Origin of the sequence: Actinoplanes sp. NPDC026623, from assembly GCF_040638275.1 — a bacterium.
In the GTDB taxonomy this organism is placed as follows: Bacteria; Actinomycetota; Actinomycetes; order Mycobacteriales; family Micromonosporaceae; genus Actinoplanes.
On the sequence record NZ_JBEZXZ010000014.1, the window covers coordinates 66755 to 87035 of the forward strand.

At 66.1% G+C, this 20281-nt stretch carries 19 protein-coding genes and 2 pseudogenes; 16 read left to right on the forward strand and 5 right to left on the reverse strand.

What is annotated here, in order from left to right; translation table 11 throughout:
- Nucleotides 1–15: 15 nt before the first annotated feature.
- The 6 genes and pseudogenes from AB0F10_RS06920 to AB0F10_RS06945 form a co-directional block, all read left to right on the forward strand.
- A pseudogene (locus AB0F10_RS06920) lies at nt 16–393 on the forward strand (DEAD/DEAH box helicase family protein); the annotation flags it as partial.
- 102 nt (nt 394–495) lie between these two features.
- Nucleotides 496–1086 carry a helicase-related protein gene (locus AB0F10_RS06925; RefSeq protein WP_360620884.1) on the forward strand — a complete coding sequence of 197 codons (591 nt, stop codon included), beginning with the start codon at nt 496–498 and terminating at the stop codon, nt 1084–1086.
- A 76-nt stretch (nt 1087–1162) separates the two neighbouring features.
- Complete coding sequence (locus AB0F10_RS06930; protein WP_360620864.1) at nt 1163–2209, forward strand: SEC-C domain-containing protein; 1047 nt, start codon at nt 1163–1165, stop codon at nt 2207–2209.
- Nucleotides 2210–2282: 73 nt separating this feature from the next.
- Nucleotides 2283–2792, forward strand: a complete 510-nt coding sequence (locus tag AB0F10_RS06935; RefSeq protein ID WP_360620865.1) for a DUF6933 domain-containing protein — start codon at nt 2283–2285, stop codon at nt 2790–2792.
- 446 nt (nt 2793–3238) lie between these two features.
- Nucleotides 3239–3826: a type IV toxin-antitoxin system AbiEi family antitoxin domain-containing protein gene (locus tag AB0F10_RS06940; RefSeq protein ID WP_360620866.1), complete on the forward strand. Its 588-nt coding sequence runs from the start codon at nt 3239–3241 to the stop codon at nt 3824–3826.
- Entirely contained in the window at nt 3804–4748 is a 945-nt protein-coding gene (locus tag AB0F10_RS06945; protein WP_360620867.1) for a nucleotidyl transferase AbiEii/AbiGii toxin family protein, read from the forward strand. Before AB0F10_RS06940 ends, AB0F10_RS06945 begins: the two co-directional genes overlap by 23 nt.
- A 174-nt stretch (nt 4749–4922) precedes the next feature.
- On the opposite strand, the gene AB0F10_RS06950 is transcribed toward AB0F10_RS06945, so the two are convergent.
- The gene (locus tag AB0F10_RS06950; protein WP_360620868.1) at nt 4923–5126 is read right to left on the reverse strand and encodes a hypothetical protein; all 204 of its coding nucleotides are present in this window, start codon (nt 5124–5126) and stop codon (nt 4923–4925) included.
- 711 nt (nt 5127–5837) lie between these two features.
- Between AB0F10_RS06950 and AB0F10_RS06955 the strand changes: the two genes are divergently transcribed.
- From AB0F10_RS06955 to AB0F10_RS06965, 3 genes are all read left to right on the forward strand, one after another.
- Nucleotides 5838–6722: a replication-relaxation family protein gene (locus AB0F10_RS06955; protein WP_360620869.1), complete on the forward strand. Its 885-nt coding sequence runs from the start codon at nt 5838–5840 to the stop codon at nt 6720–6722.
- Between the two features lie 380 nt (nt 6723–7102).
- Nucleotides 7103–7876 carry a DUF2637 domain-containing protein gene (locus AB0F10_RS06960; protein ID WP_360620885.1) on the forward strand — a complete coding sequence of 258 codons (774 nt, stop codon included), beginning with the start codon at nt 7103–7105 and terminating at the stop codon, nt 7874–7876.
- Nucleotides 7877–7926: 50 nt separating this feature from the next.
- Complete coding sequence (locus tag AB0F10_RS06965) at nt 7927–8448, forward strand: hypothetical protein (RefSeq protein WP_360620870.1); 522 nt, start codon at nt 7927–7929, stop codon at nt 8446–8448.
- An 83-nt stretch (nt 8449–8531) separates the two neighbouring features.
- Here the strand turns inward: AB0F10_RS06965 and AB0F10_RS06970 are convergent, their stop codons facing one another.
- Complete coding sequence (locus AB0F10_RS06970) at nt 8532–9125, reverse strand: hypothetical protein (protein ID WP_360620871.1); 594 nt, start codon at nt 9123–9125, stop codon at nt 8532–8534.
- 127 nt (nt 9126–9252) lie between these two features.
- On the opposite strand from AB0F10_RS06970, the gene AB0F10_RS06975 reads away from it, so the two are divergent.
- Nucleotides 9253–9624, forward strand: coding sequence for a helix-turn-helix domain-containing protein (locus tag AB0F10_RS06975; protein WP_360620872.1), 372 nt, complete (start codon nt 9253–9255; stop codon nt 9622–9624).
- 107 nt (nt 9625–9731) lie between these two features.
- Nucleotides 9732–11201, forward strand: coding sequence for a tyrosine-type recombinase/integrase (locus AB0F10_RS06980; RefSeq protein ID WP_360620873.1), 1470 nt, complete (start codon nt 9732–9734; stop codon nt 11199–11201).
- A 372-nt stretch (nt 11202–11573) separates the two neighbouring features.
- Here AB0F10_RS06980 and AB0F10_RS06985 read toward each other — a convergent pair whose 3' ends face one another.
- Together AB0F10_RS06985 and AB0F10_RS06990 are read right to left on the reverse strand one after the other, a co-directional pair.
- Nucleotides 11574–11744 carry a hypothetical protein gene (locus tag AB0F10_RS06985; protein WP_360620874.1) on the reverse strand — a complete coding sequence of 57 codons (171 nt, stop codon included), beginning with the start codon at nt 11742–11744 and terminating at the stop codon, nt 11574–11576.
- Nucleotides 11745–11952: 208 nt separating this feature from the next.
- A complete protein-coding gene (locus tag AB0F10_RS06990) occupies nt 11953–12234 on the reverse strand; it encodes a hypothetical protein (RefSeq protein WP_360620875.1) in 282 nt (93 codons plus the stop codon).
- Nucleotides 12235–12674: 440 nt separating this feature from the next.
- Between AB0F10_RS06990 and AB0F10_RS06995 the strand changes: the two genes are divergently transcribed.
- Together AB0F10_RS06995 and AB0F10_RS07000 are read left to right on the forward strand one after the other, a co-directional pair.
- Nucleotides 12675–13940: a DNA cytosine methyltransferase gene (locus AB0F10_RS06995; protein ID WP_360620876.1), complete on the forward strand. Its 1266-nt coding sequence runs from the start codon at nt 12675–12677 to the stop codon at nt 13938–13940.
- Nucleotides 13941–13992: 52 nt separating this feature from the next.
- On the forward strand, nt 13993–14391 hold the full coding sequence (locus AB0F10_RS07000) for a very short patch repair endonuclease (protein ID WP_360620886.1): 399 nt from the start codon (nt 13993–13995) through the stop codon (nt 14389–14391).
- 96 nt (nt 14392–14487) lie between these two features.
- Here AB0F10_RS07000 and AB0F10_RS07005 read toward each other — a convergent pair.
- Nucleotides 14488–15030: pseudogene (locus tag AB0F10_RS07005) on the reverse strand (hypothetical protein); the annotation flags it as partial.
- A gap of 417 nt (nt 15031–15447) precedes the next feature.
- Here AB0F10_RS07005 and AB0F10_RS07010 point away from each other — a divergent pair.
- Genes AB0F10_RS07010 through AB0F10_RS07020 form a run of 3 tightly spaced genes read left to right on the forward strand, consistent with a single transcriptional unit; the run spans nt 15448 to nt 20071 of the window.
- The gene (locus tag AB0F10_RS07010) at nt 15448–17808 is read left to right on the forward strand and encodes an ATP-binding protein (RefSeq protein WP_360620877.1); all 2361 of its coding nucleotides are present in this window, start codon (nt 15448–15450) and stop codon (nt 17806–17808) included.
- Nucleotides 17809–17817: 9 nt separating this feature from the next.
- Nucleotides 17818–19473, forward strand: coding sequence for a DEAD/DEAH box helicase family protein (locus tag AB0F10_RS07015; protein WP_360620878.1), 1656 nt, complete (start codon nt 17818–17820; stop codon nt 19471–19473).
- Nucleotide 19474: 1 nt separating this feature from the next.
- On the forward strand, nt 19475–20071 hold the full coding sequence (locus AB0F10_RS07020) for a hypothetical protein (protein ID WP_360620879.1): 597 nt from the start codon (nt 19475–19477) through the stop codon (nt 20069–20071).
- Nucleotides 20072–20281 lie beyond the last annotated feature (210 nt).

Below are 20281 nucleotides of genomic sequence, written 5' to 3' on the forward strand. Positions count from 1 at the left end.
ACCGCGGTCGGCGCCCTCCTCGCCCACGACGACGGGCTGCTCATCGCCCCGCCCGGATCCGGCAAGACCGTCATGGGCTGCGCCGTGATCGCCGAGCGTGGTACCTCGACCCTGATCCTCGTCGACCGCAAAGCTCTCGCAGACCAGTGGTGGCGCATGCGCGTCGAGCAGTTCCTCGGCATCAAACCCGGCCAACTCGGCGGCGGCCGGCGCAAGCTCACCGGCACCGTGGACATCGCGCTGCTGCCGTCGCTGGCCAGACGCGACGACATCGCCACCCTCACCCACGAGTACGGGCACGTGGTTGTCGACGAGTGCCATCACCTCGGCGCAGCCGCATACGAGCACTCCGTCAAAGCGATCGCCGCGCAGTTCTGGCTCGGCCTCACCGCCACGCCCACCCGGCGTGACGGCCTCGGTCAACTCGTCACCTGGCAACTCGGCCCCGTGCGGCACACCATGACCGACGAGGAACAGGGCACTCTCGCCGCCGCCATGAACGCCGACACCGGACCGCGGCGCGTGCTGTTCCAGCACGACACCGAGTTCAAGGCCGGCGACGTCGACCTGGACGCGCCGGGCGCGCTGGCCGAGGTGCACCGGAGATTGGCACTCGACGAACCACGCAACACTCAGATCGCCGATGACGTTGCCGCGGCCCTGACGCGTGGCCGCAACTGTCTGGTCCTCACCCGACGCGTCGCCCACGTCGAGGCTCTCGCCGCAATGCTCGCCACACGGGGACATCAGCCGCTCGTGCTCCAAGGATCGATGAGCACCACCGATCGCCGGGCGATTGTCGAACGACTGGACACAGCCAAAGCCGATGACGCTCTGCTGGTCATCGGCACCACGCCGTTCATCGGCGAAGGATTCGACGCCCCAGCCCTCGATACCCTCTTCCTCGCCGGGCCGATCTCCTACGACGGCCTGCTCGTCCAATGCGCCGGCCGCGTCCTCCGAGCCGCACCAGGCAAGGACATCGCCGAGGTCCACGACTATCACGACGTTGCCACCCCCGTCCTTGCCTCCTCATTGCAACGCCGCATGCCCGGATACCGAACACTTGGATTCACGGCGGCATGACCAACACAGTCGGAAATGCCGTTGCCGAGCCCACCCACCAACCGGCTGCGCCCGAGCCGCCCGGTAGGTTTCCGGCGTGAGTAGCTCTTCGGCACCTCATGTCGCCCGTACCGCGTACGAGGTTTTCCTCGCCGATCTGCGGCGTGAGCCGTCCGCGGCTGAGTATGAGCAGTGGGCCACCGATCACGCGGGAGATCCCGATGAGCCGCGGGCGTTGGTGGATGCCGGGTGGTCGATTGCCCGCGGCAGCGGCGACCTTGAGCGGGCGCTGGAACTGTTCCGCCGGGCCGCGGGGTTCGGCGGTGAGGTCGGCAGGGACGCTCAGGTCGGCATCGCGGAGCAGCTCTACGCGATGCATCGTGATCAGGAAGCGGACGAGGCCCAGCGTGCCCTCCGGGTGGAACTGGACGACCAGCCCAGCGGCCTGGGAACCGTGCGAGTTTTCGATGACATGACGGAGATGCTGTCCGACGCCGGGCAAGACCACCTGGCCCTCGAATGGTGCCAGGCCGGAGTGGAGCGGGCGGTCGAAACCGGCGACGACCCCGAGGTGGAGGAGCGCCGGCACGCGCTGCTCATCAGCCGCTCCTACCTGCGGGAGAAGCTGGGCGTAGAGCTCGACGAGCAGGATCTCGAAGCGCGCGCGGAGGCCGACTCGTCGTTTGCGGAACTCGCAGCGATGATGCGCGGGAGGCCGGGTCCTTTCCTGCCGGGCAGTGATGTCCACGCAGCCCGTGACGAGGCGGCGTTCGACGGGATCGTCCTGCGGTGGGTTCGAGAGGACTTCCGCGCGGTTCGCTCTCGCTGGCCGGAATCGACGACCGCCTATGGAGACGATTACGAGACGTACGCCGGGCGGATCCAGCGGGAGGCCCGCTCGTATGAACAGTCAGGCGCGACTCGGGTTCGCTTGGTCTCCGGCCGCCTTGCGGACTACGAGGCGTACGCGAGGGCGCAGCAACGCGATCCGGCCGCCCCGTCGACCCGCCGAGACTATGGCGAATGGTGCACCAAGGCGCGGCCGGACCGGGTACGGCTCTGGCCGCCCGAGCGTAACGAGGCGTGCTGGTGCGATTCGGGACGTAAGTACAAGAAATGTTGCGGAGCACCAGCCCGCAACTGACGCTCTTGATGGGTGCTCAGGCTGGTCACGCTTTGACGGGACCGGCCCAGCATTGTCGGGCAGGATTGGTCTCGTGTTGATCGTCCACGCGACCAAGAAGCTACGGCAGCGGCTCGGCTCGGCGACGCCGCATGGCGGTGAACCGTCGACCACCCTGCTCGGCGACTGGTACGCGACCCTGCTGCCGTGGCGGCCTCAGCAACTGATCCTGCTGGTCAATGAGCAGACCCTGCTGCCAGTGGTGATGCCGCTGGCGCCTGGTGCCTCCGCGCCGGCCCGTCTCGGACCGGAGATCGCCGCCGCCCTGGCCACCCACCACGCGCCGGCGACTGTCATCGACGGCGAGTTGAGCCAGATGCGTGACTGCCGGTTCGGCCCTACCGCCAACCGCAGCGTCGTCGGGATCATGAACGAGTTCGCCTACCTCGCCGACGTCTACCGGCACTCCGACCCCAGCAGAAGCCTGGCCGAGCTGGGCCGGAAACTGGCGGAGACACCGTGCAGCCCGCTCTACCGCCGCCATGTCCGGCCGGACCGTGAACTCGAAGCATTCCTGCAACTCATCCAGCGCCCGGACTCCTGAACCGACCGCAGCCTGGAGCAGCCGAGCCCTTACTATCTGGACCTTCGGCTCGATCCTGACCCGCCTTCCGAACCGATGGCAGTTCGGCCAAGTTGCAGCTTCGGCGGTCGACTTGATGTTCGCGAGGGATCACCCCACTGTTCGTGCACCGGTACCGAGGGTGCGCTTCCTGTGGCAGCGTCGCCGGCACCTTGCGCACGAGGTGCCCGGCGCGTGGCTTTCCGCCACCACGTGCTGACCTCGGTGAGGACTGGAGCGTTCGTCGTACTACTGGTACGAATGCTCCCTGACGAGAGATTCACTGCCGATAGCTGCAGCGGACGAGCGTGAGGCCAATCCGTCAGAGACAGCTCCGCACCCCACAGGGCAGGACGCACACGGTCGAGCGGAACAGTCTCTGGATAGATAACTTGTCATTCAATGTTGTAAAGTCTAGGATTCGATCCATGGGAGAGCTTTCAGGGCTCCCGTCGACCTTCACGACGGGGCAGGCGCGGGCCGCGGGTGTGCACCCACGCGATCTGTACGCGGCTCGAGAGGGTGGCGAGCTCGTCGAGCTGTCGCGAGGGGTGTTTCGTCGCGCGGATGCGCCGGCGCCGGCGTACCCGGATCTGCTGGCAGTCTCGCTGCGGGCTCCGCGGGCGGTGGTATGTCTGCTGTCGGCGGCAGCAGTGCACGACCTGACCGACGAGATTTCGATGGCGGTACAGATTGCCGTACCGCGCCGTACGTGGCCGCCGAAGCTCGACCACCCTCCGGTTGAGGTCTTCGTCTGGGACCCGGCTACCTTCGAGCTGGGGTTGGATTCCGCCGAAGTTGCGCCGGGAGAGCGGGCGAGGATTTACTCGCCAGGCCGGACCGCCGTTGACCTGATGCGCATGCGGAACAAGCTCGGAGAGTCGGTCGCGCACGTCGCCCTGCGCCGTTACCTAGCCCGACGTGACGCTCGGATCGCTGACCTCTTCGCGTACGCGAAGGCATTGGATGTGCTCGGGCCGGTCCGGGCCGTGGTTGACGTCCTGGCCGCGTCATGAAGGGGATGCCGTGACCCGACCTACCCGCGCCGACGCGGGTGGCCGTGCGTATCTGGACCTGCAGAATTTGGCCCGCAGGCAAGGTCGTCAGACCCAGACGCTGATGGTCATCTACGTTCTCGAGCGGTTCCTCGCCCGCCTCGAGGTCAGCGGGTACGCGGACCGGTTCGTCCTCAAGGGCGGAATGCTGTTAGCCGCCTGGGACGCCCGCCGCGCCACTGTCGACGCTGACTTCCTCGTCCGCAACCTAAACCTCGACGAGGAATCGGTCCTGCGGCGGGTCGTCGAGATCGCCGCACTGCCCGGGCCGGTCGAAGACGGGGTGGAGTTCCGCCCCGACACCGTTACGGCGAACAGCATCCGCGACGGGGACCTCTACGGCGGGTTTCGGATCGCCATGGATGCGACCGTCGCCGGCGCGGTGGTAAAGCTGCGCCTGGACATCAGCACCGGCGACCCGGTTGCCCCGCCACCGACCATCGTCGACTACCCAACTCTGCTCAACGAGCATCCCCGCCTGAGCATCCTGGGTTACCCGTTACCGGTCGTCCTGGCGGAGAAGCTTTGCACCGCTGTCGAGCTCGGCGCCGGCAACACCCGGGTCCGCGACTACGCCGACATCTGGACGCTCACCCGTAGCCACGACATCACCGCGGCAGACCTGCTCACTGCCCTGGCCGCGACGTCCGAGCACCGTGATGTCGCCCTTCGGCCGCTCACTGAGGTCATCGGCGACTACGGCCGTGTCCGTGCCGGCGCCTATACCGCCTACCGACGCCGCCTCGGACCAGACGCCGCCAAGCTCCCCGAGACCTTCGCTCAGGTCGTCGACGGCGTCATCGCCTTCGCTGACCCGGCGCTGGCGTCTCAAGTCGCGAGTCGAGCCGTTTGGGCTGCCCGGAGCGCGCGCTGGAACGGGTGAGTGCCCCGCTGGTTATCTCGGTGACACCGTGTCTTGACCCGCCTTTCGAGCTGATGGCAGTCCGACCAAGGTGCAGATGAACTTCCTAGCCGCGGCGTTTGTTTGGGTAGCGGAGAATTCCGGGAAGCGTTCTTCCCAGGGCTGACGGAGCTGCGGGGGCAGCCAGAGCGTGGGTCAGAGCCGGAGAAGCAGTTCACCGTTGAGCCAGGTGCACAAGTCGTCGACGCTGCCAGCCTCGATCAGCACCGCCTTGTACATGCTGGACATGCGTGCGGGCCGTCCCAGGTCATATTCGGCGTGGCCGGACCAGTCGAGGTGGCACGGCAACGTGATCACGCCGCGGGTCGGCCGTTTCGGCGCGGTGAGCGTGTCGGCCAAGACGTACGGCTTCCGATCTCCGTACGGGAGGTAGCTCACCGGCGGCCGGGGCATCGGCTCGTCCCGCCGGGTGTCGACTCCCTCGGAGAACTCGCCCGCACCCCCAGCCTACTAAGCACGCCTCCATGCTTCGTGAAGAAGCCCAGGCGAGTGACAGCCTTCAGAACTGGAACCTCTGACAAACCGCTTCGGCCGACTGATGGCACAGTGACCGAAATGGGTGCTGAATAGCGTTTCGTCATCAGCCGTTCGGTTGATTCTCGCAAGGGGGTCGTTCGTAGGAGCTGACAAAAGTTGATTTGGGGGTGTCGGGCAAGCAAGTGGTCGGCATCGGAGGCGTCCCGGACGGCCCAGCTATAGGCGACGCGGCCCGTGCTATTGCCGCGGCCAATCCGCGCTCACGTCACTCGTGAGCGAGCGCTAGGGAGCGCCGTTCCGCTCGGCGACCGGCCCTCATGGCAGCCATCGAACAACCCTCTGGAGACTTCGTGTCCACACCTTTATGCGAATTGTGCATTTCACCCCGTTCACCCCTGAACGACCATCCGGGCTTGCCGTCCGGGCGGATCCGGTGCTTGTCCTCCCTGTTGACCTCCGTTGGGGAACGGACCCGTGAACCGGTCTTACAGCGCAGCACAGCGCGCCTTTCATCTACCGCGGCCGTCCTGCGACAGACCCTCCGGTCTGGGTCTCTCCCCCGGGGACGATGCCATGGTTAGGTCGCTGCGGTACGTCGATCCCGTGCTGCGCGTGCAGTCCCAGATCACCGACCGGGATTGCGTCCTGCTCGACTGGCTCGCCGAGCACGGTGTGCTGACCTCTGTGCAGATCGCGCAGGCGTTGTTCCCGTCGTTGGACTACGCGCAGGAGCGGCTGCGTGCCCTGGTTGGTCTTCGGGTGCTGGAACGGTTCCGGCCGAACCGGGCCGGTGGCGGCTCGTTCCCGTACCACTACGTCCTCGCCCAGTTGGGTTTGGAGGTAATCGCGGCGCAGCGCGGCGAGCACCTTGAGCGCGGCTACCGCGACCGGGCCCGGCGGCGACGCTGGCAGTTGACCAACCGCGCGAACCTGGCGCACCTGGTCGGCGTCAACGGCTTCTTCACCGCCCTGGCCGGCCACGCCCGCACCCGGCCCGGCTGCGAACTGGCGCGGTGGTGGTCGGCCCGGCAGTGCCAGCAGATGGGCGCCTTCGCAGGCGACGACGCCGACATCGCCGAACGCATCTACACCCCGAAGTCGCGGCCCGACGGACATGGAATCTGGGTCGAGGACGGCACCCAGATCCCGTTCCTGCTGGAGTACGACACCGGCACCGAACGGCCGATCTCCCGCCTGGTCGACAAGATCGACGGATACGAGGACTTCGCCCGCGTCACCGGGCGGGTGTGGCCGGTGCTGTTCTGGCTGCCCGGCCCGGTCCGGGAGCGCCACCTCCACGAGGAACTGACCGATGCCGGTGTGCGCTATCCCGTGGTCACCGCGATCCACGGCGCGGGCAACCCCGCCGAAGCGGTGTGGTGGCTGCACCGTAGGCCGGGACGGCGCCTGCGCCTCGCCGAACTGGGCGGTCAAGATCCGACAGCCGTGGCGCGGTAGAACGCCGGGCCGGCCTTTCCCCGAGTGACAGCCACCGCCGAGGCGTTTCCGTGCCGGTTGACAGACGGCGCTTTCTGTCACAACGCATACGGCTGCGGTGGTGACAGACGCGGAAGCTATCGTCGCGCCCCCACCCGCATCGTTGCCGGCAATTCGCTTGCCCGGGCTCGGCTTTCATCCACATCGACCGGAGGACCCACACCAATGAAGTCCCGCCAGCGGCTGCACACTCCCGCCTTCGCGTCCCGACATGTCCCCGATGAGAACCGTCGTCGTGAACGCCCTCCGATGGTGACGGTCTGGACCGGTCCGCGGGAGGTGGTCCCGTAGCAGCGAATCGTTCGCCGGACCGGACCGCCCGCGGCAACCGCGCCGAGGGGCTGGCCCAGGTCCTGATCATGCTCGCGATCGGCACAGCAGCCGGAGCCGCGAGCTTCACCCACGTCCACAACGTCGCCGCGAGCCACGGGCAGCCGGGCTGGCTCGCCTGGGCCGACGCCATCGTCCTCGAATTGATGTCGATCGCCTCCGGCCTGGAACTACGCCGCCGGCGACGCGAGCACACCTCGCCCAGGTTCCCCGCCGTGGTGTTGGGCTGCACGGTCGTGCTGTCACTGGCGGCGCAGGTCGTCGAAGCCGAACGGTCGCCGATCGGGTGGACGGCCGCCGCCATCCCAGCACTGGGTTTCCTGGTCATGGTCAAGGTCGCGCTCAGCCACACCGGTGGACCGTCCACCTCGACACTCGACGATCCTGCGGTCCGCGCAGAGCGCGCCGACGCACCCGCGGTCCGCAGCGCAGCAGACCCGGATCAGCGGTCCGCACCGGTCCGACGCCGGTCCCGCGGACCGTCCGCAGAGGTTGAAGACCTGCGGGCCGTGCTGCCCGCCGCCCGGGCGGTCAGAGACCACCTGGCCGACAGCGGTGAACCCCTGACCCGTGGCGCGCTCGCTCGCCACCTGCGAGCCGGTGGCAACAGCGTCTCCAACTCCAAAGCCTCCGCGCTGCTCAAGACGCTCAGGTCCGAGCGGGAGCCGCCACCGACCCGCCAGTACCGCGCCAGCGGCCCGGGCCGGCCGCCCGAAAGCCCACGTCAGCGACGTGATCACGACGCTGACGTGAATTCCCGACAGGAAGGAGGTGATACATCATGACAACGCTCTCAGAAAAGTTCCCGGAGATCTTCCCGCCGGAACGTCCGGTCGTGGACCACGACGCCGAACAGTTCGCCCGGATGTGGCTGCACGGGTCCCGCCGCCGCATCGCGCGCACCATGCCGGTGATCGCGGTGGTCCGCGAACTGGCGGCAACGCTGCGCGACGATCAGATTCCGGCACCGCAGGCTCTTTCTGCCCTGCGGCGCGCGGTCAGTCTGCTCACTGTGCTTGCCGACGTGGACCACAGCGTCAACCGGCAGGTGGTCGACAGTGGGGGTGTCGAATTCGAGGACAAAGCCGAAAGGAACCGGCTCCTCGGTCGCGAGGCCATCTCGCGGCCGGGGGAATCGACGCGGTTCGCCAAGGCGTGGCTGCTCGCCAGCCCCGCCGAGGCCATCCGCACCGAACCGGTGTTCTCCCTCGTCGAACAGCTGCTAGACGTTCTGATCGTGGAGAAGCCGACCGTCGCCTACGCCAGCCTGCAGCAGGCTGTCCAGGTGCTCAACGTCTTCGCCCGCGAGGACAACACCGCCGGCATCGCCGCCTCGGCAGATTCCACCGCTAAGTAACCCATCCACACCTTAACCGCCGAACGGGGCCGTCCTGCCGCCACAGGCAGGACGGCCCCGTCCCGTCCGCGGGCAACCGCTGCTCACCGCGTCGCCGTGAAACCCTTCAGCGCGGTGGTGAGCCGCTCGTCGTACGGATGGTGCCGTCGACCCTCCTCCAGCACCGCCCGCGCGGGGCCGGCAAGGTTGTCGGCGGAGGCGAGCACCGCGTCGACGTACTCCCGACGTATGAGGTACCGATATCCGGACAGCCACAAGTACCCGGCGCCGTCGGCGAACGGCCCGGTATAGGCATCCACCACCCGGCGCAGCGCCGCGACCTGCGACTGCTGCTCGGGTGCGGCCGCGGCGTCCGCAACAGCGTCGAGCATCGTCCACAAGTCGACGTCGAACCCGGCCCGGTCCAACACGTACTGGTGCTGCTGCACCTTCAGGTAGCTGCCGTCGCCGCCGAGCCGGGTAAAGACCTGCCGCAGGTTGTACGTGTAGGTGTGCGTCCGCTTCACGGCCTTGTCCCGGGACGGCTCAGGCATCAGGTCCTCGAGGATGAAGTCCTGGTGCGCGCTGCCGCCGCGCGCGATCAGATACGTCAAGAACTCCAGGGAACGCTTCCGGACATGCACGTCCGCGGGAACGTCAAGAATCTCCGGCTTACCGAGCACCCGCACCCTGATCACCGCACGAGAACCCCTACCGGCGCCGATTCCATCGGGCAGCCGCTCCGGACGGCCAAGAACTGGGAGGGTACGGGCGTCCGGCCAGGAATCCACGTCACCAGCATCGCGACCGCCGGCCCGATCATGCATGAGCAGGACGGTAACGCATCAACCGCCAAAGCGTGGACGTCAATACATACGTGCCAATCCGCCATCACGACTGGGAGTCATCCTGACCGATCGTCGCCGTACCCGCACACCCGTCGGCCCTGAAACGCCGACCGATTCACCGTCGAACATCGAGGACCTGCAAGCACTCGGCGCCACCACCGACGTGGTCACCGCCGGAAGGTTCCTCGGCATCTCCCGCAACACCGCCTACCGGCTGGCCCGCCGCGGAGCATTCCCGCTACCCCTCATCCGCGTCGGCGCCCAGTACCGCGTCCCCACCGCAGCCCTGATCGCCGCTCTCCGCCCGGAACCAGGGGAGCCAGGCACCGCCGGCCCCGAAGCGCCGTAATCACCCACCAAGACGACTTGATCAATGTTAGGAGCAGAGCGTGAATGTCGAGCGATCACCGAAAAACCGTTGCACAGCAACCCTCATACGCTGGGAGCGTCCACCTCGTGGCCACCGATACCCCGTTCAAAGTCTGCCGTTGCAAGGATCCTGACACCGGCCGACCACTACGCAACAAATGCCCGAAACTACGCCGCGCCAACCGATCCTGGAGCCTCACCCACGGTCAATGGGCGTACCAGCTCGAACTCCCCGCGACCGCCGACGGGAAACGACGCCAACTGCGGCCCAGCACCGGCTTCGAGAACCGCGACGCCGCACAGGACGAAATCGACCAGGTCCGCCGTCTGCTCGACCTCGCCGGCAAAGACCCGAAACGGCTGACCGAAGTCGCCGACCTCATCCAAGCCTCCCGCCGCGCCACCAGCGACCTGCCCGACCTCGACACCATCAGGTTCCGCCTGAAGACCGACAGCGCACTCGGCGGCATTCCCACCCTCGCCCAGTACCTGACCGGCTGGGTCAACGACATCGAGATAGACGACAACACCCGCCGCAGCTACGCCAACCACATCACCACCCACCTCATCCCACACCTCGGCGACGTCGCCCTCGACCAACTCCGGCCACACCACATCCACACCCTCATCCGCAAAATCAAAGAACGAAACGAGGAGATCCTCGCCAAGCGAAAAGACCCCGACCCCGCCGTACGCAAGAGCGTCGCCGGCAAACGACCCACCAGGGACGCAACCCGCTCGCGCATCCGCGCCACCCTGCGCAAGGCATTCAATGACGCCTTCCGCGAAGGCATCATCGCCGGCATAGCCAACCCCGCCGCCCTGGTGAAGACCCCCAACAAACGATCCCGGCCGATCGTCTGGGAACCCGAACGCGTCGAACGATGGCGAGCCGCCGGAGAAGTCCCCAGCCCCGTCATGGTCTGGACCGACGAACTACTCGCCGACTTCCTCGACTACGCCGCCGACCACGCACCCGACATCCACCCGATGCTGCACCTCATGGCCTACCGCGGCACCCGCTGCGGCGAAACCTGCGGCCTGCTCGACGCCGAAGTCCGCCTCCGCAAAGCCGAGATCGGCATCATCAACCAGATCACCGCGTACGGCGGCGGAAGTATCCGTCACAAGAAGCCCAAGAGCGAAGCCGGCAACCGCGACGTCATCCTCGACCCCGACACCGTCGCTCTGTTCACCAGCTACAAAGCCCAGCGAGCGAAGTGGCAGCTGGCCGCAGGAGCCTCCTGGCCCGACACCGGCCTGTTCTTCGTACGCCCCGACGGCAGAGCCTGGCACCCCGCCTCGGTATCACAGCGCTTCCGCCGCCTCATCCAACGCGGCGGCTTCCCGCCCATCCGTCTTCACGACCTACGCCACTGCGCCGCCACCATCGCCCTCGAAGCCGGCATCGACATCAAAGTCGTCTCCGAACAACTCGGCCACTCCACCACAACCCTCACCCGCGACACCTACCAAAGCGTCGCCAAGGAACTGCACCATGAAGCAGCCGGAGCTGTCGCCGAACGCATCCGAGCCAAGCGCCGCGACGTCGCCTAACAGCTTTCGGTCCGCTCGGGCGCGTCCGGCCGCTGTCGTATCTCCTATTACCCACCCGGGCGCAGCCTCCGAACTCGGCCGGCCGAGCTTCGCCGGTCGAGCCCCTCGCTACCGGCATACGAGACGGTCGGCCACCGGTGAGCGGTGCCCAGCACAGGTGGCCTGGACCACCAGTAATGGGGATCGCCGTACGGCGATAGCCAACCGGCCGTATCGAGGATCAACACCCGAGCCTCAGCGGGTGAACCTTGACCATACGGAGACAGGTACCTCCGCCCATTAACCCACCTGACTACTCTTCGCCATCCTCAAACCACAATTTCTCAGGAGATAGGGAATTGTCATGCGTAGCTCATCAGAAGATCGTCCGCGCTACCTCACCGATGTCACCGACGCGCTCGGCACGGACGAGATCGAAAACCCCTGCACCAGCAAGCCGCCGACCTTCTGCACGCCACCGGCGATCAAACCGGCGCCGCCGACCTGATCAAGCGCCTCCACCACCGACTCGCCGCCCAGGCAGACAATGCCTGATGAATGCATACCCGAATGAAAGGCCGTCCCCGCTGGCCCACTGAGGCCGCCCGTGGGGACTGCAAACCACAACCCCGCCCGTAGGGGACGTTCCGTATCGGTGATGGAGACTCGCGGTATCGCCGAGCCTCGGCACTTCCTCGGCCGTTAACGGTCGCACCTGGTCAAAGGGGCGGCAGTGTTGCCGCGTCAGGCGGTGAGGCGGCGTCTGCCTGAATTAGGAGAACAGGCGGCCGATGCCGTCGCCGACTATCCGTGCAGCGGCGTCGGCCATGAGGGCTGAAATCGGCCCGTCCGCAATCTCGACGAGGATGGAGCGTATTGAGCGCACCTCGGTCCCCAGGGCGGCCCGGTCTATCGGGTGGGGCGTTGCTACCTGCTCGGCTCGCGTCACGCACGCCAGGAGCTCGCGCTGCTGATCCGGCGTCAGGTGCAGCATGGTCGTCGCGTCGCGCACCGCCCTGCAAAGGCTGAGTACGTCAGCGGCGGTGTCGGCCATGGGCCTCTCATCCACCTATTTAGGAAACCGGATGCAGGCAGGAGCCGCAACGAAACGCCGACGGTCTCCGGACGGCATTGCTCCCCGAGGTGGTCTACGTAGCGCCATCTGGGCTCGGGCCGCCGCCAGGGCCGTGCGGCAGGCAGGAGGGACCGAGTCACCCGTCCGGGGCCGAACGTCAGGTTACAACCCTCGTTACAGCGGCTTCGACGGCTCGCCACGCATTCGACGCCCGGGCGAGCCGTAGCATTGCCAGCCACGGTTCCAGGAGACTTGAAACAACGCGGGATGGCATGTTGGATGGGAACGGCCATCGCTGGATAGGCCATGCGGGGCTTCATGTTGGCCAGGGCGGCTGTAAGGTACCGAGGGTGGTAGTGAACAAACGTTCTAGTGGTGCTGGGCCTGCGGCAAGCGATGACCCTCTGACCAGCTTAGAGTTGTTCACTGGAGCCGGGGGACTGGCCTTAGGCCTGCACGGTGCCGGCTTCCGTCACCGCCTCGCCGTCGAGTTCTACACCCGGGCTTGCGAATCGTTGAGGAACAATGGCGCCAAGGACTGCCCAGACCTCAAGGCCGCCGCCGATGCGATACCGACGGCTGACGCCTCATGGCCTCTCGTCGAGGGCCCCGTCCAAGATGTCGACTTCACCCCGTTCTTGAACAAGGTGACTCTCCTTGCTGGCGGCGTTCCGTGTCAACCGTGGAGCATCGCGGGCAAGAAGCAGGACATCGAGGAGAAGATCGGCGGTGAGCGGAATCTATGGCCGGAGATGTTCCGTGTCGCCCACGAGACGCGACCCAAGGTCATTATCGCCGAGAACGTGGTGGGACTGACTCGCCCATCGTTCAAAGGCTATTACGACTACATTCTCGATGGCCTCAGCCTCCCCCACGAGATCCGAGGAAATGATGAGGATTGGCGCATCCATCACGCGCGCCTTCGGAAGCGGCTAAACGACGATGGTGTGCCCGACGATGAGCGATACGTGGTGCGGGCGGCGACGCTGAACGCCGCCGACTTTGGGGTTCCCCAAATCAGGAAACGGCTTTTCATAGTCGCTTACAGGGCCGACCTTGGTATCGATGGTTGGGTTCCGCCCTCGCCATCACACAGTCAAGCGAGCCTGGTGAACGACTTGATCGAGGGTGGATATTGGAAGAGGCATCAGATCGAGCCTCGAATCGAGGTCACTGCGGACCTGACGCCGACGCTGCCCGATGAACGGAAGGCGTGGCGAACGGTACGCGACGCGCTCTGCGACCCGGTCGACCTCGTGGAGCCCGGAGTCGATACTCCGATTGGCCTCGTGGAGCCCAAACTCAATCGCAAGCCCTCTAGCGGTCCGGCGCATCATGTCGGCTGGCCAGGCGCGCGACCTTATCGTGGGCATCAGCCAAGCGACCTTGATTGGCCATCGAAGACGATTAAGGCGGGGGTCCATGGGGTGGCGGGTGGCGAGCTGACGGTCAATGACCGACTGGGGCGGTATCGTTACTTAACTGTCCGTGAAGTCGCCCGTTTGATGACCTTTCCTGACGATTGGACCTTCGACGGGACTCGCGGGCCGCAGATGCGCCAGTTGGGCAACGCCGTCCCCGTGGATCTGGCGAGGGCGATCGGTGATTCGGTGCGCATCCAGCTCAGGCCCGACGAGGCGCGAGATGACGGCGCGGAGGTCGCGGGCGACCGTGGCATCGTCTGACGCCGGCCCCATATCGAGGCCCGCTGCCTCGTCTGAGGCTGTCGTGAGGGTGATGCGTGGCAATCGCGGCCGTAATACTCGGCCGGAGGTCCGGCTTCGCCGCGCGGTGTGGTCACTGGGGATGCGCTACCGAGTTGGTGTCCGTCCGGTCCCCTCACTGCGCCGTACAGCGGATCTCGTGTTTACCAGGGTCCGGGTCGCCGTGTTCGTCGACGGCTGTTACTGGCACGGTTGCCCCGAGCATTACCGCCCCGCGCGTCAGAACGCGGCGTTCTGGTCGGCGAAGATCGCCGCGAATCGTCAGCGCGACGGTGAGACTGACAACTTGCTGCGGGCGGCCGGGTGGATGGTCGTGCGAATCTGGGAGCACCAGGACGTAACGGCCGGCGCCGAGATTGTCCGGGCCGCGGTGGCCGAGGCCCGGACACGACCTGGTCGTTCTAGCGGCTGAGCCCGAGGTAGCCCGCGGGACCGAAGAGAACGTCTCTTTGAAGTACCGGTTGAAGTGCCCGCACACCGGCTCTCCTAGGTGCGAGCAGGCATGGCAGGCGCCGCCGTTGCGCTCGCAGGCAGGGTCAAGCGGGCAGCGGTGCTCGGCGTCGACGACGGCGTTCAGAAGGTCTTGCAGGTCGTTCTCGAACACCGCTTGCAGGCCACCGAGTACGAAGTCTCCGCGTGCGGCGGCGAAGACGAAGAACGTGCCGTGGGTAGGAAGCAGGTATTCGCCCAGGCTTTCACGGTCGACGCCGGCGAAGACGGAGAGCTGTCGGATGACACGGTGCGCGTAGGTGTGTACGAGTGTGAGTAGGTCCGAGCCGATGGTCGCGTCGCCCGGTTCATTGAAGCGGTCCGGCAGGTCGACCGCGCTGGCAATGGCGGCTCGCGTACCACGCGGGTCGGCCGTCGCGGGTAGGCGGTGGCCCCGGCCGCTCAGCCATCTGTGCATCAGCGTGGGGTCGAGGCGGAACATCAGCACCTCGGATTGTTGAGGGTCGGCGTAGATACGGCGTCCTCGTTTGCCGCTGAACAGGTTGAGGTTCGCGTCTCCTGGTGTGGTGCCGCCGCGGGTGAAGCCGTAGACGGCGCGCATGACTCTTCACGCACGTTTCCCCCCGACTCATCCCACTGGTTTGCGCTTCGATGATGAGAACACATGAGTACGACACTTTCGCACCCGGATATCGGTGGAGATCCGTTTCCCCAGCTCAATCCGCATGGCAGCAGCGACAAGACTATTTAAGGTCGTTTTATACCTATTTGTGGCGATTGCTTGACGAGCGCCATTGCTCCTTGCAATCTTCAGCCGCAGGCGCAATTCAACACGTCATAGGAATCTGCTAGAACGCCGCGACAATACTCGCCACTAGACGCTTTTCTCGCCCTTAGGGGATGCCAATCGAGCGTGCCCTCCGTTACGCTCCGCCATGGGCCGCCGGCATTCGTGCCGCCCGGTGGCTCGTCGGCGCATCACGTCCGCGCAGGACGTGGTGGAAAGCGGGGAGTGAGAGTGACGATCGAGACCATCGACGTGACACCGGATCCGAGGATCCTGACCATCCTGGGCGATATCGAGTTCAGTCCATGGCAGTGTCTCGCTGAGCTCATCGACAACTGCTGCGACAACTTCCTCTCCGCGGGTCTCAACGGCGGCAAGCAGCCGACGGTGCAGATCTCGCTACCCTCCAAGGGCAGCGACCTCAAAAGTGCTGAGGTGTGGGTGGTCGACAACGGCAGCGGCATGGACCTCGACACGCTGAATAACGCAATCCGCGCCGGCTGGTCCTCTAACGGCGCCCACGGCGCGCTCGGGCTGTTCGGTATGGGGTTCAACATCGCGACCGCCCGCCTCGGCCAGCGAACCCAGGTACGCACCACCCGCGAGGGTGACCCGCATTGGACGGTGGTGACCCTCGATCTGCCGAATCTCAACGCCGGTGGCACGTTCGACGTCCCTGTCACCTACGAGCCCAAGGAGGACCCAGCCGATCACGGCACCAAGGTGATCATCAGTGCGTTGCGACCGGAGCGGCTCACCCTTCTGCAGGGCCACCAGGCAATCCGAACCAAACTTGGCGACGTTTACAGCTACCTGCTACGCGAACACGGCGTCGAGATCACTGTCAACATGCGCAAGGTGGTACCGCGGCGCCCGTGTACCTGGGGCCCTAACCGGTACGTCATGCGCAACGGTGCCGAGATCCGCGCCATCCAGTACATCGACGAGACCCTGGGGGTGATGAAGGCATGTGCCGTCTGCGGCAGGTGGCAGACGGTAGACCACGAGAGCTGCGTATTCTGTCCCGACGGCGGACGGCTGGAGGTTCGCGAGCAGCGCATCCACGGTTGGCTCGGCATCCAGCGCTACCTGCACTCCAGTGACTACGGGATCGACTTCTTGCGCAACGGCCGGAAGATCCTGCTGCGCGACCACCGCATCTTCGACTGGGTCGACGAGACCGGCAACGAGGACCCGGAGAAGGAATACCCGATCGATAATCCGCGCAACGAGGGCCGCATCGTCGGCGAGATCCACTGTGACCACGTCGCCGTGAACTACCAGAAGACGGCCTTCGAGTACGAGACGCGGGAATGGAAGAAGGTCGTCAGGACCATCCGGGGCGAGTCGCCCCTGCGGCCCAACATCGCCAAGCGGCGCGGCTTCCAGGAGGAGAACCGCAGCCCTCTCGCCTTGCTCTACGCCGGCTTCCGTACCGACAAACCCGGCCTGAAGTACCTCATCCCAGGCAACGGCCAGAACGCCCTGCGCGAACAGGTCATGGACTGGGTCGACCGCTTCCGTAAGGGCGACGCCGACTACCAGGAAGACGACATCTGGTACCAGGCAGCCGAACAGCATGACAAGGGCATTCTCTCCCCCGTCGCCGACGGGGCGGACGACGTCCTCGACGAGATGGGCCTTAACCCGAACACGCCGACCCCTTCGTCCGTGCCCACCGATCCGGCTCGCCCGGCCAGCGGCCCCGCCGAGGATGCTGCGCCCGACGCGACGCCGTCCAGCATGCCCACCCCCGCACCGCAGGCCCGACAGGAAACGGTGGACGAACGGCTCAGCCGGTACCGGGGAGCGGCTATCCTCGCCCCCGCGTTTGGGGGCCGATTCGACGCCGCCGACCTTGGCAAGGCCGACGTCACGGTCTATGCGGTCGACACCGCCGAACTCGTCGACCCGGCCGGACGAACCGTGCCGGTCTTCGCCCACCTCGCGCGTGCACCCAGGGTGGAGGTGTTCCTCGCACGCAAGCACCCCATCCTGACCGACTATGGCATCGACCTAACCGACCTCGTCCAGGTCGTCCTCGCCGAGTTCCTCGTCGCCCGCGCCCCCGGCACGAAGCAGCCCCTCATCACGGCACTGGAGAAGATCAAGGGAAGAGCCTCTAACGACCGCCGCATCACCGTCGACTCACTGGCCAAACGCTCCCGTGACCTGCTCGACCGGATTAGGACCCTTATGCTCCGCGAGATCAAGGGCTCCCCGACCGGACATTGGGAGTCCCTCCTGCCTCACGAGAGGGCCGAGGCCGAGCGACGCTTCGCGCTCGAGCGCGCCGGTGACGAATGGGACGAGTCCATCGACAGCGGCGACTTCATCCACTACCTCCCCGCGTCGGCCGCAGTCCGCCTCATCGAACGCCGACCAGATGCGTTCCTCGACGGTCGCGTGTTCCGCCGCCGCTACAGCACCCTCACCGACGAGACCGCCCGAGCGCTCGGCCTCTCCCGGGTCACCAGCCTGGTCAGCGAGATCGCCCTGATGGCCGACCACACGCCCAGGCTCGAGGCCGACGAACTGCGGCGCATGCGACTGAGCTGCGACCTGGTCGAACGCGAACTCGACGAGGCGTAGGGGCCAGCGATGACGTTTATGGACCCAACCTTCTTGCGAGACCTGGGACCACGGCAGTTCCCCCGACAAGTCGAGCGGCTCCTGACCCATCTTGGCTTCACCGATCTGGCGACCATTGATGGCGCCGGCGATGGTGGCGCCGACGTTATCGGCTGGCACGGCGGCCTTTGCTGGGTACTGCAGTGCAAATGGAAGCTCAACGGGCCGATCGGGCCGGAGGCCGTCGATGAGGTCCAACGCGCCCGAGAACTCTACGGCGCCGACGAGGCAGCCGTCGTCACCACCAGCGTTCCCGGCCCGAAGGCGACCCAGCGCGCCCAGGAACTCGCGGCGATCACCCGGCCCATCAAATTCTGGACCGGCGACATCCTTCGCCGGGCATACGAGCGTGCACCCACCTCACTCGAACCGATGCGACTTCGCCCCTACCAGCGCGAGGCAATGGACGCCATTGAGGCCGACCTCGCCCAGCGTAATCGCGCGATGCTCATCCTCGCCACAGGCCTCGGCAAGACCGTGGTCGGTGGCCGCGTCATCGCGGATCACCTACGGCACACCCCAGGCGCGAACGTCCTGGTCGTCGCGCACACTCGCGACCTCGTCGCACAACTCGAACGCGCCCTCTGGCAATTCCTGCCCAAGCACATCCGCACCCGGCTACTGACCGGCGACGACCGGCCCGACGACCTGACCGGGGTCACCTTCGCCACCGTGGCCACCGCACTCGCCGTCGTCCGGGTCGGCTATAAACCCGACCTGATCATGGTCGACGAGGCCCACCACATCGGTGAGAACGGCCAATTCGCCGAACTGCTCGATCGACTCTCGACCGCACGGCAGTTCGGCGTCACCGCCACACCATGGCGTGGTGACCGATACGACCTCACCACATACTTCGGCGAACCGACCTTCACCCTGGGTATTGAAGAAGGGATGCGGCGCGGTTACCTCGCGCAGGTCGACTACCGGCTATTCGTCGACAACATCGACTGGGACGTCGTCCGCGCCGTCAGCGAGCACGGCTACAGCCTCAAGGAACTCAATGCCCGCCTTTTCCTGCCCGAACGGGACGAGGCCATCCGCGACGAACTCGCCGCCGTATGGAACCACACTTCACGGCCCCGTGCGATCGTCTTCTGCCGCACCATCGAGCACGCCGAGCGTATGGCCGACGTACTCAACCACACGCCGCCCTGGAGCAGGGTCCAGGCCGTTCACGCCGGCCTCGCCATGCGCGAACGCCAACGACGGCTGCTCGCCTTCCGCGCTGGCGAGACAGGCATCCTTACCGCCGTTGACATTCTCAACGAGGGCGTCGACATCCCCGACGTGAACATCCTGTGCTTCGCCCGAGTCACCCACAGCCGACGGATCTTCGTCCAACAGCTTGGCCGCGGCCTTCGACTAAGAGACGGCAAGGACCGGGTCACCGTCCTCGACTTCGTCAGTGACCTGCGTCGCATCGCCGCCACCCTCAAACTTCGCCGTGAGATGGAGGCACTCGATATCGAGACGCTTCCTCTAGGCCACGACTCGACGATCACCTTCTCCGACCAGCGCGTCGAATCCCTCATGGAGGAGTGGATCAAAGACGCCGCCAGCCTCGAGACCGCCTACGACGAACACCGCCTCCAGTTCCCCGCCGCCCTCGAGACAGGCAGCTGACGTGCCCACCGCGCAGAGCGTGCCCACGAGTGTTCGTGACGAGGTCGCCAAGATCCTCTATGCCGAAGCGGAGGCCCTCGACTGGGAACGCCTACCAGCCCAGCTCAAGAGCGGCCAATACAACCAGTGGGCCGATGACCCGCGCATCGGGGGGCTGCTCGCCCGTTTCATTCCCAACCCACTCGGTTGGATCAAAGAAGTTCCGCTCAAGGAGTATGCCCGCGCGCTGGAGAACATGGGCAGGTTCGCCTCCTTCACTACGATGCACTACGCACCACCCGCCGACTTCATCCGCCCGACCTTCGGACGGCGATGGGAGTACGTGCCGAATAGCCAGGGTGACAAGCCCGCCCATTGCCTGGCGACAGACGGCACGACCACCCGATACATCTGTTGGGGGCCGCCCGGCCAATGCAAGGAACTGCTTTGGGCGGCCGTGACCGCCGGCCTCGAGCACCAGGGACACCCTGCCATCGCCCTATCCGTGCGCAGCGACGCCGAGATCGACAACAGCGTCCAGCGTAAGCATGAACGCATCGGAGAACGATGCGGCATCGAGATCAGATACATGGTGCGACCGCTACGTCAACGCACCTGACCCGAGCGACACCGCGCGTACTGACCTCACCTCTGACCACGCGACCATCACAGGAGAGTGCGTGCTGCCAATCTTTCCAGGTCCCATCACTGTCGAACCTGTCGATCCCGAAAACCTAAGCGCGTAGGCAGAAGTTCGGTACGTAACTGGTGACGGGCTGTCCGCGAACATGCTCAGCGAGAGGGACATACCAACGTAAAGACCCCGCCG